Raw genomic sequence first — 15,930 nt, forward strand, 5'->3', positions numbered from 1 at the left:
ATGAAAAAGAATTGGATATATATAATCCTTATAATATTACTTGTTGCAGGATTTTTTTATTTGGTACTTGAAAGACCCAAACCAGTAGATCCTGAGACTAAAGAGGATCAAGGGCAAGTAGATAAACCAGATGATACAATTGTGGAACCCCCAGAGGATAATACCCCTGCTCAAACGCCAGAACTTGGGAAGGCACTACCTGATTTTACGCTTAAAAATTTGGACGGAAAAGATGTAACTCTTAGTGATGTAAAGGATAAAATAATTCTTGTAAACTTTTGGGCCTCATGGTGCACTTGGTGTGATAAAGAAATGCCAGACCTTCAAAAATTAAAAGAAGAAAATAACGATTTAGTAGTTTTAGCTGTAAATGTAGAGGAGCCAAAAGCTACGGCACAAGAGTATATAAAAAAAGGCGGATATGATTTTGAAGTACTCCTAGATGAAGATGGTGAGATAGCTGCTCAGTATCTAGTATCAGGACTTCCAGCTTCTTATTTTGTAGATAAAGATGGAAAATTTGTAGGAAGAGTTCCTAGTGCTATAACTTATGAACAAATGAATGAAATCTTAGAGGACATAAGAGGACAATAAAAAGCTTTGGCATACTTGCCAAAGCTTTTTATACATTAAATCTAAAAAGAACTACGTCTCCATCTTTCATTATATATTCTTTTCCTTCTATTCTTACCAGTCCTTTTTCTTTAGCTGCTACCATAGTTCCTGACTGCATAAGGTCATCAAAAGAAATAACTTCTGCTTTTATAAAGCCTCTTTGGATATCGGTGTGGATTTTAGCAGCAGCTTCTGGTGCAGGAGTTCCTATCTTTATTGTCCAAGCTCTAGCTTCCATAGGTCCTGCTGTTAAAAAGCTCATAAGACCTAGTAGTTTATAACTTGCTTTTATAAGTTTATCAAGACCAGAATTTTCAAGTCCCATATCTGCTAAAAACTCTTTCTTTTCTTCATCTGGAAGTTCAGCTATTTCTTGCTCTATTTGAGCGCTTACAGTTACAACTTCAGCGTCTTCTTTGATTGCAAGTTCTTTTACTTGTTTCACAAATTTGTTATCTTCTTCATTTACTAAATCATCTTCGGATACATTTGCAACATATATGATTGGTTTTGCACTAAGTAAGTTTAAACTCTTAAGCATTTTTTTCTCATCAGCGGATAAATCTAGTGTTCTTACAGATTTTTCAGATTCTAGAGCTTCTAAGGCCTTTTCAATTAATTTTATTTCACTAGCTAAAGATTTATCTCCTTTTAAACCCTTTTGAGCACTTTTAAGTCTTTTATGCAAAACTTCAATATCTGCAAGCATAAGCTCTAAGTTTATAATTTCGATGTCGCTTATAGGGTCTATATCTCCATTTACATGAACTATATCATCATCTTCAAAGCATCTTACGACATGAACTATAGCTTCAACTTCTCTTATATGAGATAAAAACTTATTTCCAAGACCCTCTCCTGTACTTGCGCCTTTTACAAGTCCTGCTATATCATAAAATTCTATAGCTGTTGGAACTACTTTTTTTGATGGATAAATTTGAGCTAATTGTTCAAGTCTTTCATCGGGAACAGAAACCATACCTACATTTGGTTCAATGGTACAAAAAGGATAATTTGCAGACTCAGCCCCTGCTTTAGTTATAGCATTAAAAAGTGTACTCTTTCCTACATTTGGCAAACCTACTATTCCAAGTTTCATAAAAAATCTCCTCTATATTAATATTTGTCCAAGAGCTTAAATTTACAAAATATATTCCAATGGAATATATTTTGTAAATTTATAGTTTCTATATAAGTAATAACTTTCTATTATTTAAGCATTTGATACAAGTTTTGTATACTATCTTTCAAATTTTAAAATTTCTTCACAAATAAATATTATACTATAAAAATCTTATTGTGGCAAAAAATATCTTTTAAATCTGTTGTTTAAAATATATTTTTGATATAAACTATAGGGAAGAACAAAATAGTAAAGAAGAAAAACTTTATGGAGTGATAGATTTGAGTGAAAAGGATTTAGAAAAACAAGGGTTTGTGTGTGAAGAGATAATTCCCTTCAATGACAAAAAACCTTTAGAGATAATAGAAAGAAGTATAATAAAGACATATAGAAAACATATTTGGGCTAAGTTTATAAAGGCTATAAAAGAGTATGAACTTATTAAAGATGGGGATAAGATAGCAGTAGCCATTTCCGGTGGAAAGGATAGCCTTCTTTTAGCAAAATTATTCCAAGAACTATATAAATATGGAAATAGGAACTTTGAACTAGAATTTATAGCGATGGATCCAGGTTATCACAAGGAGATTAGAAAGCTTTTAGAAGAGAATTGTGATTACTTAGGGATACCAGTTAAGATATATGATGCAGATGTCTTTCAGGTTGCAAATAAGATTGCAGGAGACTATCCCTGCTATATGTGCGCTCGTATGAGACGTGGATCCCTATATGCTAAGGCCCAGGAACTAGGATGCAATAAACTAGCACTTGGACACCATTTTAATGATGTGATAGAGACAACTATGTTAAATGTTCTTTGTGCAGCCAATTTTAAAACTATGATGCCAAAGTTAAAAGCTGAAAACTTTGAAAACATGGAACTTATAAGACCTCTTTATTTAATAGAAGAAGACTATATAAAAAGATTTATTCAAAATAGTGGTATAATGCCTTTAAACTGCGCGTGTATGGTTGCGGCTAAGAAAATTGGAAATAAAAGATATGAGATAAAAGCATTAATAGAAAACTTAAAAAAGAACTTTAAAAATGTAGATATATCTATATTTAGGGCAGCAGGAAATGTAAGTATGGATGGAATACTTGGATTTGAAAAGGATGGAGAAAAACATTCATTTTTAGATTTTTATGATGATGAAGAAATTTAAGGGGTGTGAAGGATGGATATATTAAAACAAAGGATAATGGAAGATGCTAGGGTTTTAGAGGGTCAAATAATAAAGGTAGATAATTTTTTAAATCATCAAGTTGATGTTGCTCTTTTAAATGAAATAGGAAAAGAATTTAAAGAGAGATTTAAAGATTACAAAATAGATAAAATTCTTACAGCAGAAGCGTCAGGAATAGCCATAGCATCTATTGCTGCTCAATATTTCCAAGTACCTATGATATTTGCAAGAAAGACAGAATCTAAAAACTTAGATAAAGATAAATATGAAAGTGAAGTATATTCATATACAAAGGGAAAGGTTTATAAGATAATGGTATCCAAAAGATACTTAAAAGAAGATGAAAATGTGCTTATTATAGATGACTTTTTGGCAAATGGAAAGGCAGTAGAAGGTCTTATAGATATAGTAAATCAGTCAGGAGCTAATCTTATAGGTATAGGTGTAGCAATAGAAAAGGGATTTCAAGATGGTGGCAAAGGCTTAAGGGAAAGAGGAATAAAGCTCGAATCCTTAGCTATTATAGATTCTATAAAAGATGGGAAAGTAGAATTTAGGTAAAAAATAAAAATATTGGAATTATCATTTATATAAATTATCTTGACATTTAATAACTCATCTTTGACAGTTGCAAGAGGTCTTTTGAATAAATCTTTTGAAGTCATTTTTAGATTTGGATAATGATAGCCTCATAACAAGAATCTCTCCTAATGCCTATATTATATAACACTACTAGATAATACGAAGGATAAATTGTTAAAATTTTACCAAAAATAAAGTCTTTTCAATGGCTTCAACGATTTTTTTATTAACTGTCAAAGACCTGTATTGACATTTAATAAAAAATATAGTAAGCTACTTGTGAGTATACATTCGAGTGTATATATGGAGGATAATTATGGATAATAAAAGAGTTACAAGAAAAGATGTTGCTAATGAAGCAAGAGTGAGTGAAACTATCGTCTCTTATGTAATAAATGGTAATAGATATGTATCAAATGATAAGAAAATAAGGGTAAAGGAAGCAATAAAAAAATTAAATTATATTCCTCATGCTAGTGCAAGGTTATTAAAAGGCAAGAAGACAGGTCATATATTATTATTAACAGATAATATAAGTATTGAATATTCTACTAGTTTGTTAAATCAATTATATAATAATGACTCTGAAGGAAAATTCATATTTTCTTTAAGTAGAGTAAAAAATGACTGTTCATTTATTAGTAGAATATTAACAAGTACGATAGATGGAATAATTTTAGATTCACCTATGCTTGATAGGGAGTTATTTAATAAACTAAGAAATAGTAATATTCCCCTAATAGTGATAATGAATAGTGAAAAGGATTTAAAAAATAGAACTATATCACTAAACGCAGGTACCTTTAATGCTATGAATAATGCCATTAAACTCTTGGAACAAAAAGAATGTAAGAAAATACTATTTATTAATAGTCAAGACAATGGTGGGAAATATGAGAGTTTTAGGATGTTAGCTTTTAAATCATATTTATCAAGTGAAAATGTCGAACTCAAAAAGGATATTCTAAATCTCAATACAGATTCTAGTGGATATTATGAAATGATATATGGAGAATTAAGTAAAAAGGAATATGACTCAATTATTACTTATAATGATCAAATTGCAGTTGTTACTAAGAAAGTATGCAGAGCTTTAGGTTATGAAATACCTAAAGATATAAAGTTGATATGTTTTGATAATACTTATTTATCAAATTTATTCAATATCACTGCTATAGAAATTAACATAGAAAATATAGCTAAAACAATTATTTCAATATTAAAAAAAGATAAAGAATCTAATAAAGAAGAAAGTTATTTTAAGTTTGAAACAAAATTAATAAAAAGAGAAAGTACTAATTGAAAGTTAATTAACAAACTAGTTAATTAAAATAAAATTAAAGGAGAGATAGTATGAAATCAAAATTAAAGTTTATGTTACTAATTTTACTATTAGTATCAACAGTATTGGCAGGTTGTAGTAAAAATAAGGCCGATGATTCAACTGATTTATCTGATGGAAAGAAAGAAGTCTTAGTTATAGGTACAGAGGGTACATACCAACCTTTTACCTATCATAATGAAAAAGGTGAATTGGTAGGTTATGATGTTGAAATAGGTAAAGCTATAGCCGAAGAAATAGGCATGGAAGCTAAATTTATGGAGATAACATGGGAAGGTTTATTAGCTGGTTTAGATAACGGACAAGTTGATATCGTAGTAAACCAAGTTGGAGTAACTAAAGAAAGGGAAGAGAAATATATTTTTTCAGAGCCATATTTATATAGTTATCCTGCTTTAATAGTGAAGTCTGATAATGATTCAATTAATTCATTTGAAGATGCAAAGGGATTAACTACATCGCTAAATGTTTCAAGTAACTATGCATTAATAGCAGAAGACTATGGAATTGAAATTATACCTTCTGAGACTTTTAGTAAGGATATAGAACTTTTATTAGCAGGTAGAACGGATGTAGTTGTAAATGATACAGTAGCATTTGCTGATTATTTAAAACAAAAACCAGATACTCCTATCAAAATTGCTGCGACTTTAGATAAAGCTAACACTGTTGCGATTCCAATTCGTAAAAAAGATGTAGATCTTAAAGAGAAGATAAATAATGCCATTATTACTTTAAGGGAAAATGGAAGATTAAAGGAAATCTCAGAAAAATATTTAGACAAAGATCTTACTACTCCAGAAAGCAATTAGGTAAATATTATGAGTAGAGAGTTAAGAATATTTATAGATTCATTTTTTCCCATTCTTATTACTGGTTTAAAGGTTACAATCCCTTTAACGCTAATAGTGTTCATTCTTGGAACATTATTAGCTGTTATAGTGGCTATTATAAGAATAAGAAAGATAAAAGTATTATCTCAAATTTCATGGTTTTATGTATGGATTATTAGAGGGACACCGCTAATAGTCCAACTTTTTATCGTTTTTTTTGGACTACCTAAAATGGGAATAATAATTCCAGCTATACCGGCAGCTATAATCACATTTACATTAAGTGTTGGAGCTTATAGTTCTGAGATAGTAAGATCTGCTATACTAGCGGTCCCAACAGGTCAATGGGAGGCTGCAGAAGCACTGGGATTTTCATATATACAAATGATGATAAAAGTTATATTGCCGCAAGCCACAAAAATTGCAGTCCCACCATTATTTAATAGTTTTATTTCTCTTGTGAAAGATACATCACTAGCATCAACAATTACAGTAACGGAGATGTTTTTGGCTACTCAAAGAATAACTGCACGAACATACGAACCTTTTATTTTATATATTGAAGTCGGTTTAATATACTTAATCTTTTGTAGTGTCTTAACATGGCTTCAATCTAAAGTTGAGGATAAACTTTCTTTTAATAAGGGAAAATCAATAAAGAAAAAGGAGAAAAGTTATGTTGAAGTTAATTAATATAACGAAGAGTTTTGGTGATAATATTGTTTTAAAGGATTTATCATTGGAAATAGAAAGTGATAAGACTACTGTAATTATTGGATCTTCTGGATCAGGCAAATCCACTCTTTTAAGATGTATAAATATGTTGTCAGAACCTGATGCTGGAATATTTAGCTACAAAGATATGACTCTTAATTTTTCAGATAAATTAGATCGGAGACTGGAATATAAATTTAAAAAACTAACTGGAATGGTTTTTCAAGGTTTTAATCTTTTCCCTCATAAAACAGTTATAGAAAATATTGTGCTTGCTCCGATTACTGTAAATTCTATAGATAAAAAGATAGCTTATGAGGAAGCAGAAATTCTTTTGAAACAAGTAGGATTATTTGAAAAGAAGGATCAATATCCACATGAACTTTCGGGTGGACAGCAACAGAGGATAGCGATAGCAAGAGCTTTAGCTATGAAGCCAGATATAATGCTATTTGATGAGCCTACGAGTGCATTAGATCCAGAGATAGAATTAGAAATTCTTAAGTTAATTTCAAAAGTGACAAAAGGTAATTTTACAAATATAATTGTTACTCACAATATGAACTTTGCTAAAGAAATATCTGATAAAGTCATTTTTTTAGAAAAAGGTCAAGTTTTAGCAGAAGGAACATATGAACAATTAAATACATCTGATAATGTTAGAATAAAGCAGTTTTTAAATACAATAGGTTAAAGGAGTTTATTATGAAATTTAAATTTGAGAATAAAAAAGCTATTATTGGAATGATTCACTTGATGCCATTACCAGGAAGCCCAAATTACTCACCAACTGACTATTCAATGAAAATGATAATTGAAAGAGCAACTGAAGAGGCCAAAATTTATGAAGAAGCTGGAATTGATGGAATCCAAATAGAAAATTATTGGGATCAACCGTTTATTAGGGGAGAAGAGATTGGCTATGAGACTGTAGCAGCTATGTCAGTTGTAGCTAATGAGATATCCAATAAAGTATCTATACCATTTGGAATAAATCTTCATATGAATGGTGGAATGGGAGCACTTGCAGCGGCTGTTGCAAGTGGAGCAAAATGGATAAGAGTTTTTGAATATATTTCTGCATATATATCTTATACTGGATTAACTGAAGGTATTGGAGGACAAATTGCTAGATATAGAAATATGTTGAAAGCCAATAATGATATTGATTTTATATGTGATGTTGGAGTTAAGCATGGTAGTCATTTTTTAGTCCACGACAGAACCCTAAATGAACTAGCAATAGACGCACAAGAACAAGGTGCAGATGCTATTATTATAACTGGATTTTCCACTGGAATTGCTCCTACTAAAGAAAAAATACTAGAAAGTAAAACTAAAATTCACTTACCAGTATTTTTAGGTAGTGGAGTTAATAGTAAAAATGTTAAAGAATTACTATCAGTTTGTGATGGTATTATAGCAGGAAGTCATTTCAAAACAGATGGTAAAATTGAAAATTTAGTTGAGTATGATCGAGTTTATGAATTCATGAAATTAGTAAATGAGGCTAGGAAATAGTATGAAAAAATTAGTTGGTTTTTCAGGCAGAGTGTTTTGCTTAGGATATTGCATAATGGATATAACTATATCAACAGAAAGATTTCCTGATCTGGGAGAGACGTATTATACATCAAGTGATTATTTTATGGTTCCTGGTGGAAAGGGCTTAAACCAAGCTATTTGTGCTTCTAAACATGGTGCAAGCACTTCGTTGATATCAATAGTAAGTAATGATGACTTTGGTAATAGTTTAATGGGAACAATAGAAAAAAATAATATAAACACTGAATATATAAAAAGAAGTGATTATTCTAGTGGAGTTGCTTTAATCAATATTGATATTTCAGGGAATAATAAAATTATTTGTTCTCCTGGAATTAATACTAGAATGGAATTTGATTATCCTTTAGATAATATTGATTTGGGAAAGGGAGATATACTTTTAAGTACATTAGAATATCCTTTAGAGTATCTAGAGAATATATATAAGAGGGGAAAACAGAATGGCGCATTTATTATAGTTGATCCCTCTACCGTATATTCAAGTTCTGATTATTATCCATTGTATAAGTATATTGATATAATAAAGCCAAATGAGATAGAAGCTAAAAATATTTTTTACGATAATAAGAGTAATATAAGTATTGATGATATATTAATTAATATGAAAAAGAGTGGAATAAAATATCCATTAATTAGTTTAGGAGAAAAAGGAATTGTATATCTTGATGATAATAATGATATAGTTAATGTTTCAGCTATAAAAGTCAATGCAATAGATTCTACGGCTGCAGGAGATGTATTTTTGGGCTCGTTAGCAGCTGCTTTATCATATAATAGATATAATATTCAAGAAGCAATAGAGTATGCGGTTATAAGTTCGGGTATATCAGTAACTCGTGTGGGAGCAAGCAACTCAATTCCAACGAGAAAAGAAGTATTGAATTATTCTATCAGCTCTATCTTCGAATAAAAATATTATGTTTTTACTAAAGCATTTGGAATGAAAGAAGATGAAAAACTTTGAATCTGTAAATGGATGTCTAGATAGATTATACTAAATTAGAAAAATAAGTTCCTCATAATTATATAATATAGATATAATGATGAGGAACTTAACATGTAATAGTAAATAAAAAATGGTTTTTATCTATTTAACTGATTTGCTTAATAGAGAAATTATATGGTATAGTGCAGAGACTAAGAAAGATGAATACTTTGTATATCAAGAATTCCTAAATTGCAATATTCATTATAATATATAAAAATATCTTTAATTAACAAAGATTATTCTTATGACAATATAGTAGCAAAAAGTTTGTATAATATAATAAAAATAGAATTTATCAGTATATAGAAAAATTGCTTTTAATTTTGTCTAGCGTAATCGTAGCGAATACATTTTATCTTTGACTGAAATAAAAGAAACATATATATAATAAAAAATAAAAATATTGACTATAACTTTTTTCTACGATATAATAATTTATTATTAATAATAAAAAAACTTAAAGCAGATGGGCGGCTTACAATACCCATTTGTTTTTTTTATGCAAAAATATAGGAGGGGAATTATGAAAAAGACATTAGAAGGTTTTAAGGATAAAAAGTTTTTAATAACAATTTTAACACTGATACTTCCAATAGCACTACAAAATCTTATAAGCTCATCGCTTAATATGGTAGACAATGTTATGATAGGAAAACTTGGAGAAAGCTCTATTGCAGCAGTTGGACTTGTAAATCAATACTTTTTTATTTTTATGCTTTGTTTATCGGGAATAAATGCAGGAGCTGGAATATTTATATCACAGTTTTGGGGTAGAAAGGATACTAGAAACATCAGAAGGATGTTAGGACTTGAAATCTTACTTAGTATTTTTGCAGCAGTTTTATTTGGAGTAGTAGCATTTTTATCTCCAGAGAGCATTATAAAAATATTTACAAACAATGCAGAAGTTATAACACTTGGAAGTTCTTATATAAAGGTAATCTCTATTACATTTTTAATAACAGCTATATCTATGGCATATTCTACAGCACTTAGATGTATGGGTATTGCCAAAGCTCCTATGTATGGAAGTCTTATAGGAGTTCTTACAAATGCGTTTTTAAACTGGGTACTTATATTTGGTAACTTAGGTTTTACTGCCAGAGGTGTAGTTGGGGCAGCTATAGCTACCAGTATTGCAAGGACTATAGAGATGGTCTATATACTTGTAGTTTCCTATAAATCTAACGAAGTAATAAGATGTAGAGTTAAGGAAATGTTTTCATTTAATAAAGGATTTATAGCGTCTTATTTTAAGACCTCTTCATCTGTAATAATAAATGAATTGATATGGTCCCTTGGAGTTAGTACTTACTCTATTATCTATGCTAGAATAGGTATAAGAGAAGTTGCAAGCATGCAAATAGCAAGTACAGTTAACAATATGTTTATGGTTCTTGGCATAGGTCTTGCAACTGCAGGAGCTATAATAGTGGGAAATAAGATTGGCGAGGAAAAAACAGATGAAGCTTTAGACTATGCTAAAAGGCTTGGAGTTTTAGCTCCATTGGTAGGGCTTATATCTGGAGTGGCTCTTTATATCGGTGCACCTTATATAGTAAAGATATTTAATATAGATGAAAGTACTGTGAGGATGACAATAGATGTATTAAAGATTATGGCAGTTTTTGCACCCCTTAGATTCTTTAATGTGCTTATGATAGTTGGTGTATTTAGGGGTGGTGGAGATACAACTTATTCAATGCTTGTACAACTTGGAACAATTTGGTTTTTTGCCATACCTATAGGTTTTCTAGGAGCGGTTTATTTTAAACTCACACTGCCAACAGTTGTTTTTTTACTTTGCTCAGAAGAAATAGTCAAGGTAGTGTTTGAACTAAAGAGATTGAGATCAGGAAAATGGATGAAAAATATAGCGTCAAGCTTAGAAAAGGAAAAACCAATTAATAACACTATGGTAACAGATGTAAATTAGATATTGTAGAAAGGCAGGCTTAAGCCTGTCTTTTGTTTATAGTTTTTAAATAAAGCTTTATTATGATATAATTCTAAGTATTAGATAAGAAACAATAAAAGAGCAGATTTTTTATATAGAATATATTTTGAGGTGAAAAAATGATAAAACTTATTTCTTGGAATGTAAACGGAATTAGAGCTTGTGTTAAAAAGGGTTTTTTAGATTATTTTAATGAGGTAGATGCTGATATGTTTTGCCTTCAAGAGACAAAACTTCAAGAAGGACAAATAGATTTAGAACTTCCAGGCTATGAACAATACTGGAACTATGCTCAAAAAAAAGGATACTCAGGAACTGCAATATTTACTAAAAAAAGTCCATTGAGTGTAAGCTATGGACTTGGAATTGATGAACATGATACTGAAGGAAGAGTTATAACTCTTGAATTTGAAGACTTTTTTCTAGTAAATGTATATACTCCAAATTCTCAAAGGGAATTAGCAAGACTTGATTACAGAATGCAGTGGGAAGAGGATTTTAGTGATTATATAAAGGATTTAGACCATAAAAAGCCTGTTATAGTTTGTGGTGATCTAAATGTTGCTCACAAAGAAATAGATCTTAAAAATCCTAGTTCCAACAGGAAAAATGCAGGATTTACAGATGAAGAAAGAGGTAAAATGACAGATCTATTAAGTAGAGGATTTGTTGATAGCTTTAGATATCTTTATCCAGACAAAGAAGATGCTTATTCTTGGTGGAGTTATATCACAAAGGCAAGAGATAGAAATGCTGGCTGGAGAATAGATTATTTTTTAGTATCAGAAAAATTAAAAGAGAATATAGTAGAAGCTAGTATACACAGTGAAATATTGGGATCAGATCATTGTCCTGTAGTACTAGATTTAAAGTTATAAAACACTTTATTTAAAAAATGCCATTAGAAAAAGTTAAATTTTTTCAATGGCATTTTTAAAGGATTTTATTTTATAAATTAAAAACTTGGTTTTTATGCTCTATACTAACAACCTTGGTACTCTTATCTCTCATTTTGTGGATAAAATCTTCCACCTTTTCATAGTTATCCCCAAAGTGCATTTGGAAAAAATATGTTGGATGAAACTTTTCTATAAAATATTCTCCACCTAAAGAATAGTTTTCTGCAAGTCTAGGATCCACAGGGAAAAAAGCTATATCTATTTTTTCACCCTCAATTCTATCTACCTTCTTTTTAAAGAGATATTCCATTGTGTCTCTTTCTTTTTGAGTATCACTATTCCAAGACCACCAGTTTAAGTCGCCTGCAAAGAATATACTTACTCCATCAACTTGTACAAGGAAAGAGACCCCAAGGTCTGTGGAACTAAATGTCTTAATCTTTAAATCATCTAATAGAAGGGTCTTATAAGCTCTCATAAAGTAGATTTCTCTCTTCGACTCTATTTTTATATCGTCACTAAATATATACTTTATCTCTCCTTTAAGATCTAAAATATCAGGATTAAAATGATCATAATGACTATGAGTTGAAAAAATATATGTTTTTTTATCCTTTAGCTTTAAATCTCCCTGATAATAGTCAAATATTAAAAAATGATTACGAGTTTCTACTGTAAACCCACTATGAAATATATATTCTACTTTTACATCTAAATTTTCCATCATCTCACCTCATTTTTTATTTCTATTACAAATAATACCCCTTTTTCTTTATTTTCAGCATATATTGATGCACCATGAAGTTTTAATATTTTATCTGCTATAGCAAGGCCTAAACCAAACTCTCCCCTATTTCCCTTATTGTAACGTGTAAAGAGATTTTTAAAAGTAGATTCTTCTATATTTGGTCCATCATTTGCTATCTTTAGTATAGTTTTTTTATTGTCTTCTTTTAAGTTAATGGTGATCTCTCTCTTGGCGTATCTAAGAGCGTTATCCAATATGTTTTCTATTACAACTATCCATTTGTCTCTATCTCCATTTATAGAGGTATCACTTAAATCTAAACTAAACTCAATATTCTTTGAATTAAATTTAAATTTATCTACAGTTTCTACTATCAGATTATCGAGTGAAAACTGTTTAAAATTATTTTTTTCATAACTTAAATAATCAAGCTTGGAGAAATATAGTAATTCTTTAATTCTTTTTTCAAGACGCTCAGCTTCTTCATCTATTAAGTCTAGTGAACTATCTAAATCACCTTTGGGAAATATATCATCTTTTATAGCTTGTAGAAAACTTCTTATAACCATAACAGGAGTTTTTAAATCATGAGAAATATTTTGTAAGAAGTCTCTTTCTAACTTATCTTGTTTTATAAGCTGCATCCTCAGATCTTCTATAGAAGTCCCAAGCTTGCCTATTTCATCATTTCTATCTATATGCATAGGTTCCTGCCAGTCACGACTAGCAAGTTTTTCTACTTTCCTCTCCAAGTCTACTAAAGGTTTAGAAAGATATTTAGCTAATAAGAGAGCAGGTATCCAGCTTAAAATTAGGATTAAGACCATTACTGAAATAAGCTTTTTAAAAAGCGTATATACAAGATCATTTCTATAAGAGTCTCCTATATAAGAGATTAAGTAATTGTAATTATCCAACGGGTTTGATTTATTTATTATATAGAATACAGTATCATTATTTAATGAAAATTTATATCTTTTATTTTGAACTCTTTGCGTATCTATATCTTTTTTTATCTTATTTAAAAATTCATCTGGTATAGGATTTTTTAATGCTATTTTATTATTTTCATATATAACTATATGATTTACCATTCTAATATCTTCTAGAGAAGAAGTATTGGAGTTTAAATCATTAAAGTCTTCTATCCAGTAGCGGTTTAATATTATATTTTGAGCAGACTCTAGAGTAGAGTAGATTTCCTCAGTAAAAAAACTTCTAAGTGTATTTGGAATTACAAACGATAGAAGCAAGGCTATAAAAAGTGTAATTGAGGTAAATACTATCCATATTTGCATAGAAAGAGATTTATTTTTCATCAGAAACCATCCTGTATCCATATCCATAGAGTGTTTCAATGTTTAAGTCTTCCATCTTTTTCCTAAGCCTTCTAACCAAATCATCTACAACCCTATCAGATCCAAAATAATCTTCTTCCCAGATAAAATCAAGTATTTGTTCTCTAGAAACAGCTAATCCTATATTTTCTAAAAAATATAATAATAGATTGTATTCTTTAGAAGTAAGCTTTATAGGTTCATTATTTTTTTTTACGATTCTGCTGCCCCTATCTATCTTATAAGTTCCAATTTTATCCTCAACTGCTTCATCTTTTTTATATCTATCTAATATATTTTTTGTTCTAATTATAAGTTCTCTAGGTAAAAATGGCTTAGGAAGATAGTCATCACATCCAAGTTCTAATCCCAATACTCTGTCAATATCTGCATCTCTTGCAGATATAAATATAATGGGAACCCCTGGAGTAGTGTTTTTTATTTCTTTAATGAGCCTATATCCATCTATATCGGGGAGCATTATATCCAGTATCCATAGATCTGGAGGATTTGGTATATTTTTTTTAGCATCTATCCCATTTAAAAAAGAATTTACAATAAATCCTTCTCTTTCTAAATAGGAAGAAAGTATTAAATTTAGATTTTCATCATCTTCTACTAGATATATTTTTTTCATAAAAACCTCCTTAATACTCATTATACCAAATTTATATCTAGAAAAAACTCTTAAATAGGATATATCCTATTTAAGAGTTTTTATATAGGAGAAAAAGTTCTACCTTAATTGTTTAAAAATTGTTTAAAAATTTATTTCTATTTTTTCTTCTTTATTATTTCTAAGAATTATAAGAGTTGCTTTATCACCTTTTTTATAATTATATAGTATCTTTTTAAGGGATTGAATAGATTCTACCTCCATCTTATCTATTTTCAACACTATATCCCCATTTAAAAGTCCATTTTTCTGGGCAATACTGCCATTTAATATTTCAAGGATTATAACTCCTTTTTCTAATTTTAAATCCACTCCAAGGCGAGATTGATATTCTTTTATATCAAGACCCTTTATACCAAGCTGTACTGTTTCAAATGTACCTTTTTGTATAACCTCTTTTATAATCTCTTTTGTAGCATTTATTGGAATTGAAAATCCAAGTCCTTCTCCACTTTGGATTTTAGCGGTGTTTATTCCTATAACTTCTCCATTTGCATTTAGAAGTGGTCCACCACTGTTTCCTGGGTTTATTGAAGCATCAGTTTGAATTAAATTATCCATTACTGTGTTTATATCTATTGCTACACTTCTATTTAGTCCCGATATTATACCAGATGTAACAGTTCTTTCAAATTCAAGCCCTAAAGGATTACCTATAGCTATGGCAAGTTCTCCTACCTCAAGCTCATCTGAATTTCCAAGTTCCATAGCAGGAAGTCCAGTTTTATTTACCTTTACTACTGCTAAATCAAGTGTTGGGTCAAACCATAAAAGCTTACCATTTTCTTTATCACCATTTTCAAACAAGACCTTTATTTCCTTAGCATTTCCATTTGCCACTACATGTGAATTTGTAAGTATATATCCATTACTATCTATTATTACGCCAGAACCAAGTCCACTTCTATCTTGTGAGCCAAAAAAATCCTCTACAGTTTCAAGTGTCGTTATACCTACTACTGATTTCATACTCTTTTTAACCACTGCTGAAACAGTACTTATATCATCATTTGTATTGATAGTTATAGGATTTTCACTATAACTAGGAGTGCTTTTGTCTTCATTTCCAAGGACTATAGGTGCAAGATAATTTGAAGAAAGACCACCTATAATAGAGGCAACTAAAGCTAGAATAATATAAGAAATAGCACTTCCTTTAAAACTTCTTTTCTTCTTAGTTTTTTTTACCTCTTTTTCTATATATATATCTTCTGGTATACTTGCATAAGATTTTCTCTCTTGCGCCGAATTTTCTTCCCCAGTAAAACTATCTTTTCTATCGTTTCCATCGTAATTCATGTTTTCTCCTCCTTGTTCTTTTCTTATATTTTAATTATTACCCTATATTGATATATATTAAAGG

16 protein-coding genes are annotated in these 15,930 nt (G+C 29.8%); 11 read left to right on the forward strand and 5 right to left on the reverse strand.

Annotated elements, in window-relative coordinates; genetic code table 11:
* Window positions 1–594, forward strand: coding sequence for a TlpA family protein disulfide reductase (locus TICRE_RS12555; RefSeq protein WP_075728629.1), 594 nt, complete (start codon window positions 1–3; stop codon window positions 592–594).
* Between the two features lie 28 nt (window positions 595–622).
* On the opposite strand, the gene ychF is transcribed toward TICRE_RS12555, so the two are convergent.
* The gene (ychF, locus tag TICRE_RS12560) at window positions 623–1,714 is read right to left on the reverse strand and encodes a redox-regulated ATPase YchF (RefSeq protein ID WP_075728631.1); all 1,092 of its coding nucleotides are present in this window, start codon (window positions 1,712–1,714) and stop codon (window positions 623–625) included.
* 350 nt (window positions 1,715–2,064) lie between these two features.
* Here ychF and TICRE_RS12565 point away from each other — a divergent pair, with 350 nt between their 5' ends.
* The 10 genes from TICRE_RS12565 (at window position 2,065) to TICRE_RS12610 (ending at window position 11,785) form a co-directional block, all read left to right on the forward strand.
* Entirely contained in the window at window positions 2,065–2,904 is an 840-nt protein-coding gene (locus TICRE_RS12565; RefSeq protein ID WP_408645674.1) for a tRNA 2-thiocytidine biosynthesis TtcA family protein, read from the forward strand.
* A 12-nt stretch (window positions 2,905–2,916) separates the two neighbouring features.
* Window positions 2,917–3,486 carry a xanthine phosphoribosyltransferase gene (locus tag TICRE_RS12570; protein ID WP_075728633.1) on the forward strand — a complete coding sequence of 190 codons (570 nt, stop codon included), beginning with the start codon at window positions 2,917–2,919 and terminating at the stop codon, window positions 3,484–3,486.
* 337 nt (window positions 3,487–3,823) lie between these two features.
* Complete coding sequence (locus TICRE_RS12575; RefSeq protein ID WP_075728635.1) at window positions 3,824–4,810, forward strand: LacI family DNA-binding transcriptional regulator; 987 nt, start codon at window positions 3,824–3,826, stop codon at window positions 4,808–4,810.
* Window positions 4,811–4,860: 50 nt separating this feature from the next.
* Entirely contained in the window at window positions 4,861–5,661 is an 801-nt protein-coding gene (locus tag TICRE_RS12580) for a transporter substrate-binding domain-containing protein (protein WP_075728637.1), read from the forward strand.
* Between the two features lie 9 nt (window positions 5,662–5,670).
* Window positions 5,671–6,375, forward strand: a complete 705-nt coding sequence (locus TICRE_RS12585; RefSeq protein ID WP_075728639.1) for an amino acid ABC transporter permease — start codon at window positions 5,671–5,673, stop codon at window positions 6,373–6,375.
* Window positions 6,359–7,090: an amino acid ABC transporter ATP-binding protein gene (locus tag TICRE_RS12590; RefSeq protein WP_075728641.1), complete on the forward strand. Its 732-nt coding sequence runs from the start codon at window positions 6,359–6,361 to the stop codon at window positions 7,088–7,090. Before TICRE_RS12585 ends, TICRE_RS12590 begins: the two co-directional genes overlap by 17 nt.
* An 11-nt stretch (window positions 7,091–7,101) precedes the next feature.
* Window positions 7,102–7,917 (forward strand): BtpA/SgcQ family protein, encoded by an 816-nt coding sequence (locus tag TICRE_RS12595; RefSeq protein WP_143583188.1) that lies wholly within the window; start codon window positions 7,102–7,104, stop codon window positions 7,915–7,917.
* A 1-nt stretch (window position 7,918) separates the two neighbouring features.
* Window positions 7,919–8,872: a PfkB family carbohydrate kinase gene (locus tag TICRE_RS12600; RefSeq protein WP_075728645.1), complete on the forward strand. Its 954-nt coding sequence runs from the start codon at window positions 7,919–7,921 to the stop codon at window positions 8,870–8,872.
* Window positions 8,873–9,473: 601 nt separating this feature from the next.
* Entirely contained in the window at window positions 9,474–10,886 is a 1,413-nt protein-coding gene (locus tag TICRE_RS12605) for an MATE family efflux transporter (RefSeq protein ID WP_075728647.1), read from the forward strand.
* A 143-nt stretch (window positions 10,887–11,029) separates the two neighbouring features.
* Window positions 11,030–11,785: an exodeoxyribonuclease III gene (locus TICRE_RS12610; protein WP_075728755.1), complete on the forward strand. Its 756-nt coding sequence runs from the start codon at window positions 11,030–11,032 to the stop codon at window positions 11,783–11,785.
* A 70-nt stretch (window positions 11,786–11,855) separates the two neighbouring features.
* Here TICRE_RS12610 and TICRE_RS12615 read toward each other — a convergent pair whose 3' ends face one another.
* From TICRE_RS12615 to htrA, 4 genes are all read right to left on the reverse strand, one after another.
* Window positions 11,856–12,530, reverse strand: coding sequence for an MBL fold metallo-hydrolase (locus TICRE_RS12615; protein WP_075728649.1), 675 nt, complete (start codon window positions 12,528–12,530; stop codon window positions 11,856–11,858).
* Entirely contained in the window at window positions 12,530–13,873 is a 1,344-nt protein-coding gene (locus TICRE_RS12620; protein ID WP_075728651.1) for a sensor histidine kinase, read from the reverse strand. The genes TICRE_RS12615 and TICRE_RS12620 overlap by 1 nt, the downstream gene beginning before the upstream one ends.
* The gene (locus TICRE_RS12625; RefSeq protein ID WP_075728653.1) at window positions 13,863–14,528 is read right to left on the reverse strand and encodes a response regulator transcription factor; all 666 of its coding nucleotides are present in this window, start codon (window positions 14,526–14,528) and stop codon (window positions 13,863–13,865) included. The genes TICRE_RS12620 and TICRE_RS12625 overlap by 11 nt, the downstream gene beginning before the upstream one ends.
* Window positions 14,529–14,651: 123 nt before the next feature.
* Window positions 14,652–15,866, reverse strand: a complete 1,215-nt coding sequence (gene htrA, locus TICRE_RS12630) for a serine protease HtrA (protein WP_084191974.1) — start codon at window positions 15,864–15,866, stop codon at window positions 14,652–14,654.
* Window positions 15,867–15,930 lie beyond the last annotated feature (64 nt).

Origin of the sequence: Tissierella creatinophila DSM 6911 (assembly GCF_001940565.1) — a bacterium.
GTDB classification, from domain to species: domain Bacteria; phylum Bacillota; class Clostridia; order Tissierellales; family Tissierellaceae; genus Tissierella_A; species Tissierella_A creatinophila.

Coding starts and splice junctions, on each gene's coding strand:
- TICRE_RS12620 (WP_075728651.1), bottom strand. CDS start 13,873: ATGAAAAATAAATCTCTTTCTATGCAAATATGGATAGTATTTACCTCA.
- TICRE_RS12570 (WP_075728633.1), top strand. CDS start 2,917: ATGGATATATTAAAACAAAGGATAATGGAAGATGCTAGGGTTTTAGAG.
- ychF (WP_075728631.1), bottom strand. CDS start 1,714: ATGAAACTTGGAATAGTAGGTTTGCCAAATGTAGGAAAGAGTACACTT.
- TICRE_RS12615 (WP_075728649.1), bottom strand. CDS start 12,530: ATGGAAAATTTAGATGTAAAAGTAGAATATATATTTCATAGTGGGTTT.
- TICRE_RS12590 (WP_075728641.1), top strand. CDS start 6,359: ATGTTGAAGTTAATTAATATAACGAAGAGTTTTGGTGATAATATTGTT.
- TICRE_RS12600 (WP_075728645.1), top strand. CDS start 7,919: ATGAAAAAATTAGTTGGTTTTTCAGGCAGAGTGTTTTGCTTAGGATAT.
- TICRE_RS12605 (WP_075728647.1), top strand. CDS start 9,474: ATGAAAAAGACATTAGAAGGTTTTAAGGATAAAAAGTTTTTAATAACA.
- TICRE_RS12580 (WP_075728637.1), top strand. CDS start 4,861: ATGAAATCAAAATTAAAGTTTATGTTACTAATTTTACTATTAGTATCA.
- TICRE_RS12625 (WP_075728653.1), bottom strand. CDS start 14,528: ATGAAAAAAATATATCTAGTAGAAGATGATGAAAATCTAAATTTAATA.
- TICRE_RS12555 (WP_075728629.1), top strand. CDS start 1: ATGAAAAAGAATTGGATATATATAATCCTTATAATATTACTTGTTGCA.
- TICRE_RS12595 (WP_143583188.1), top strand. CDS start 7,102: ATGAAATTTAAATTTGAGAATAAAAAAGCTATTATTGGAATGATTCAC.
- TICRE_RS12585 (WP_075728639.1), top strand. CDS start 5,671: ATGAGTAGAGAGTTAAGAATATTTATAGATTCATTTTTTCCCATTCTT.
- htrA (WP_084191974.1), bottom strand. CDS start 15,866: ATGAATTACGATGGAAACGATAGAAAAGATAGTTTTACTGGGGAAGAA.
- TICRE_RS12575 (WP_075728635.1), top strand. CDS start 3,824: ATGGATAATAAAAGAGTTACAAGAAAAGATGTTGCTAATGAAGCAAGA.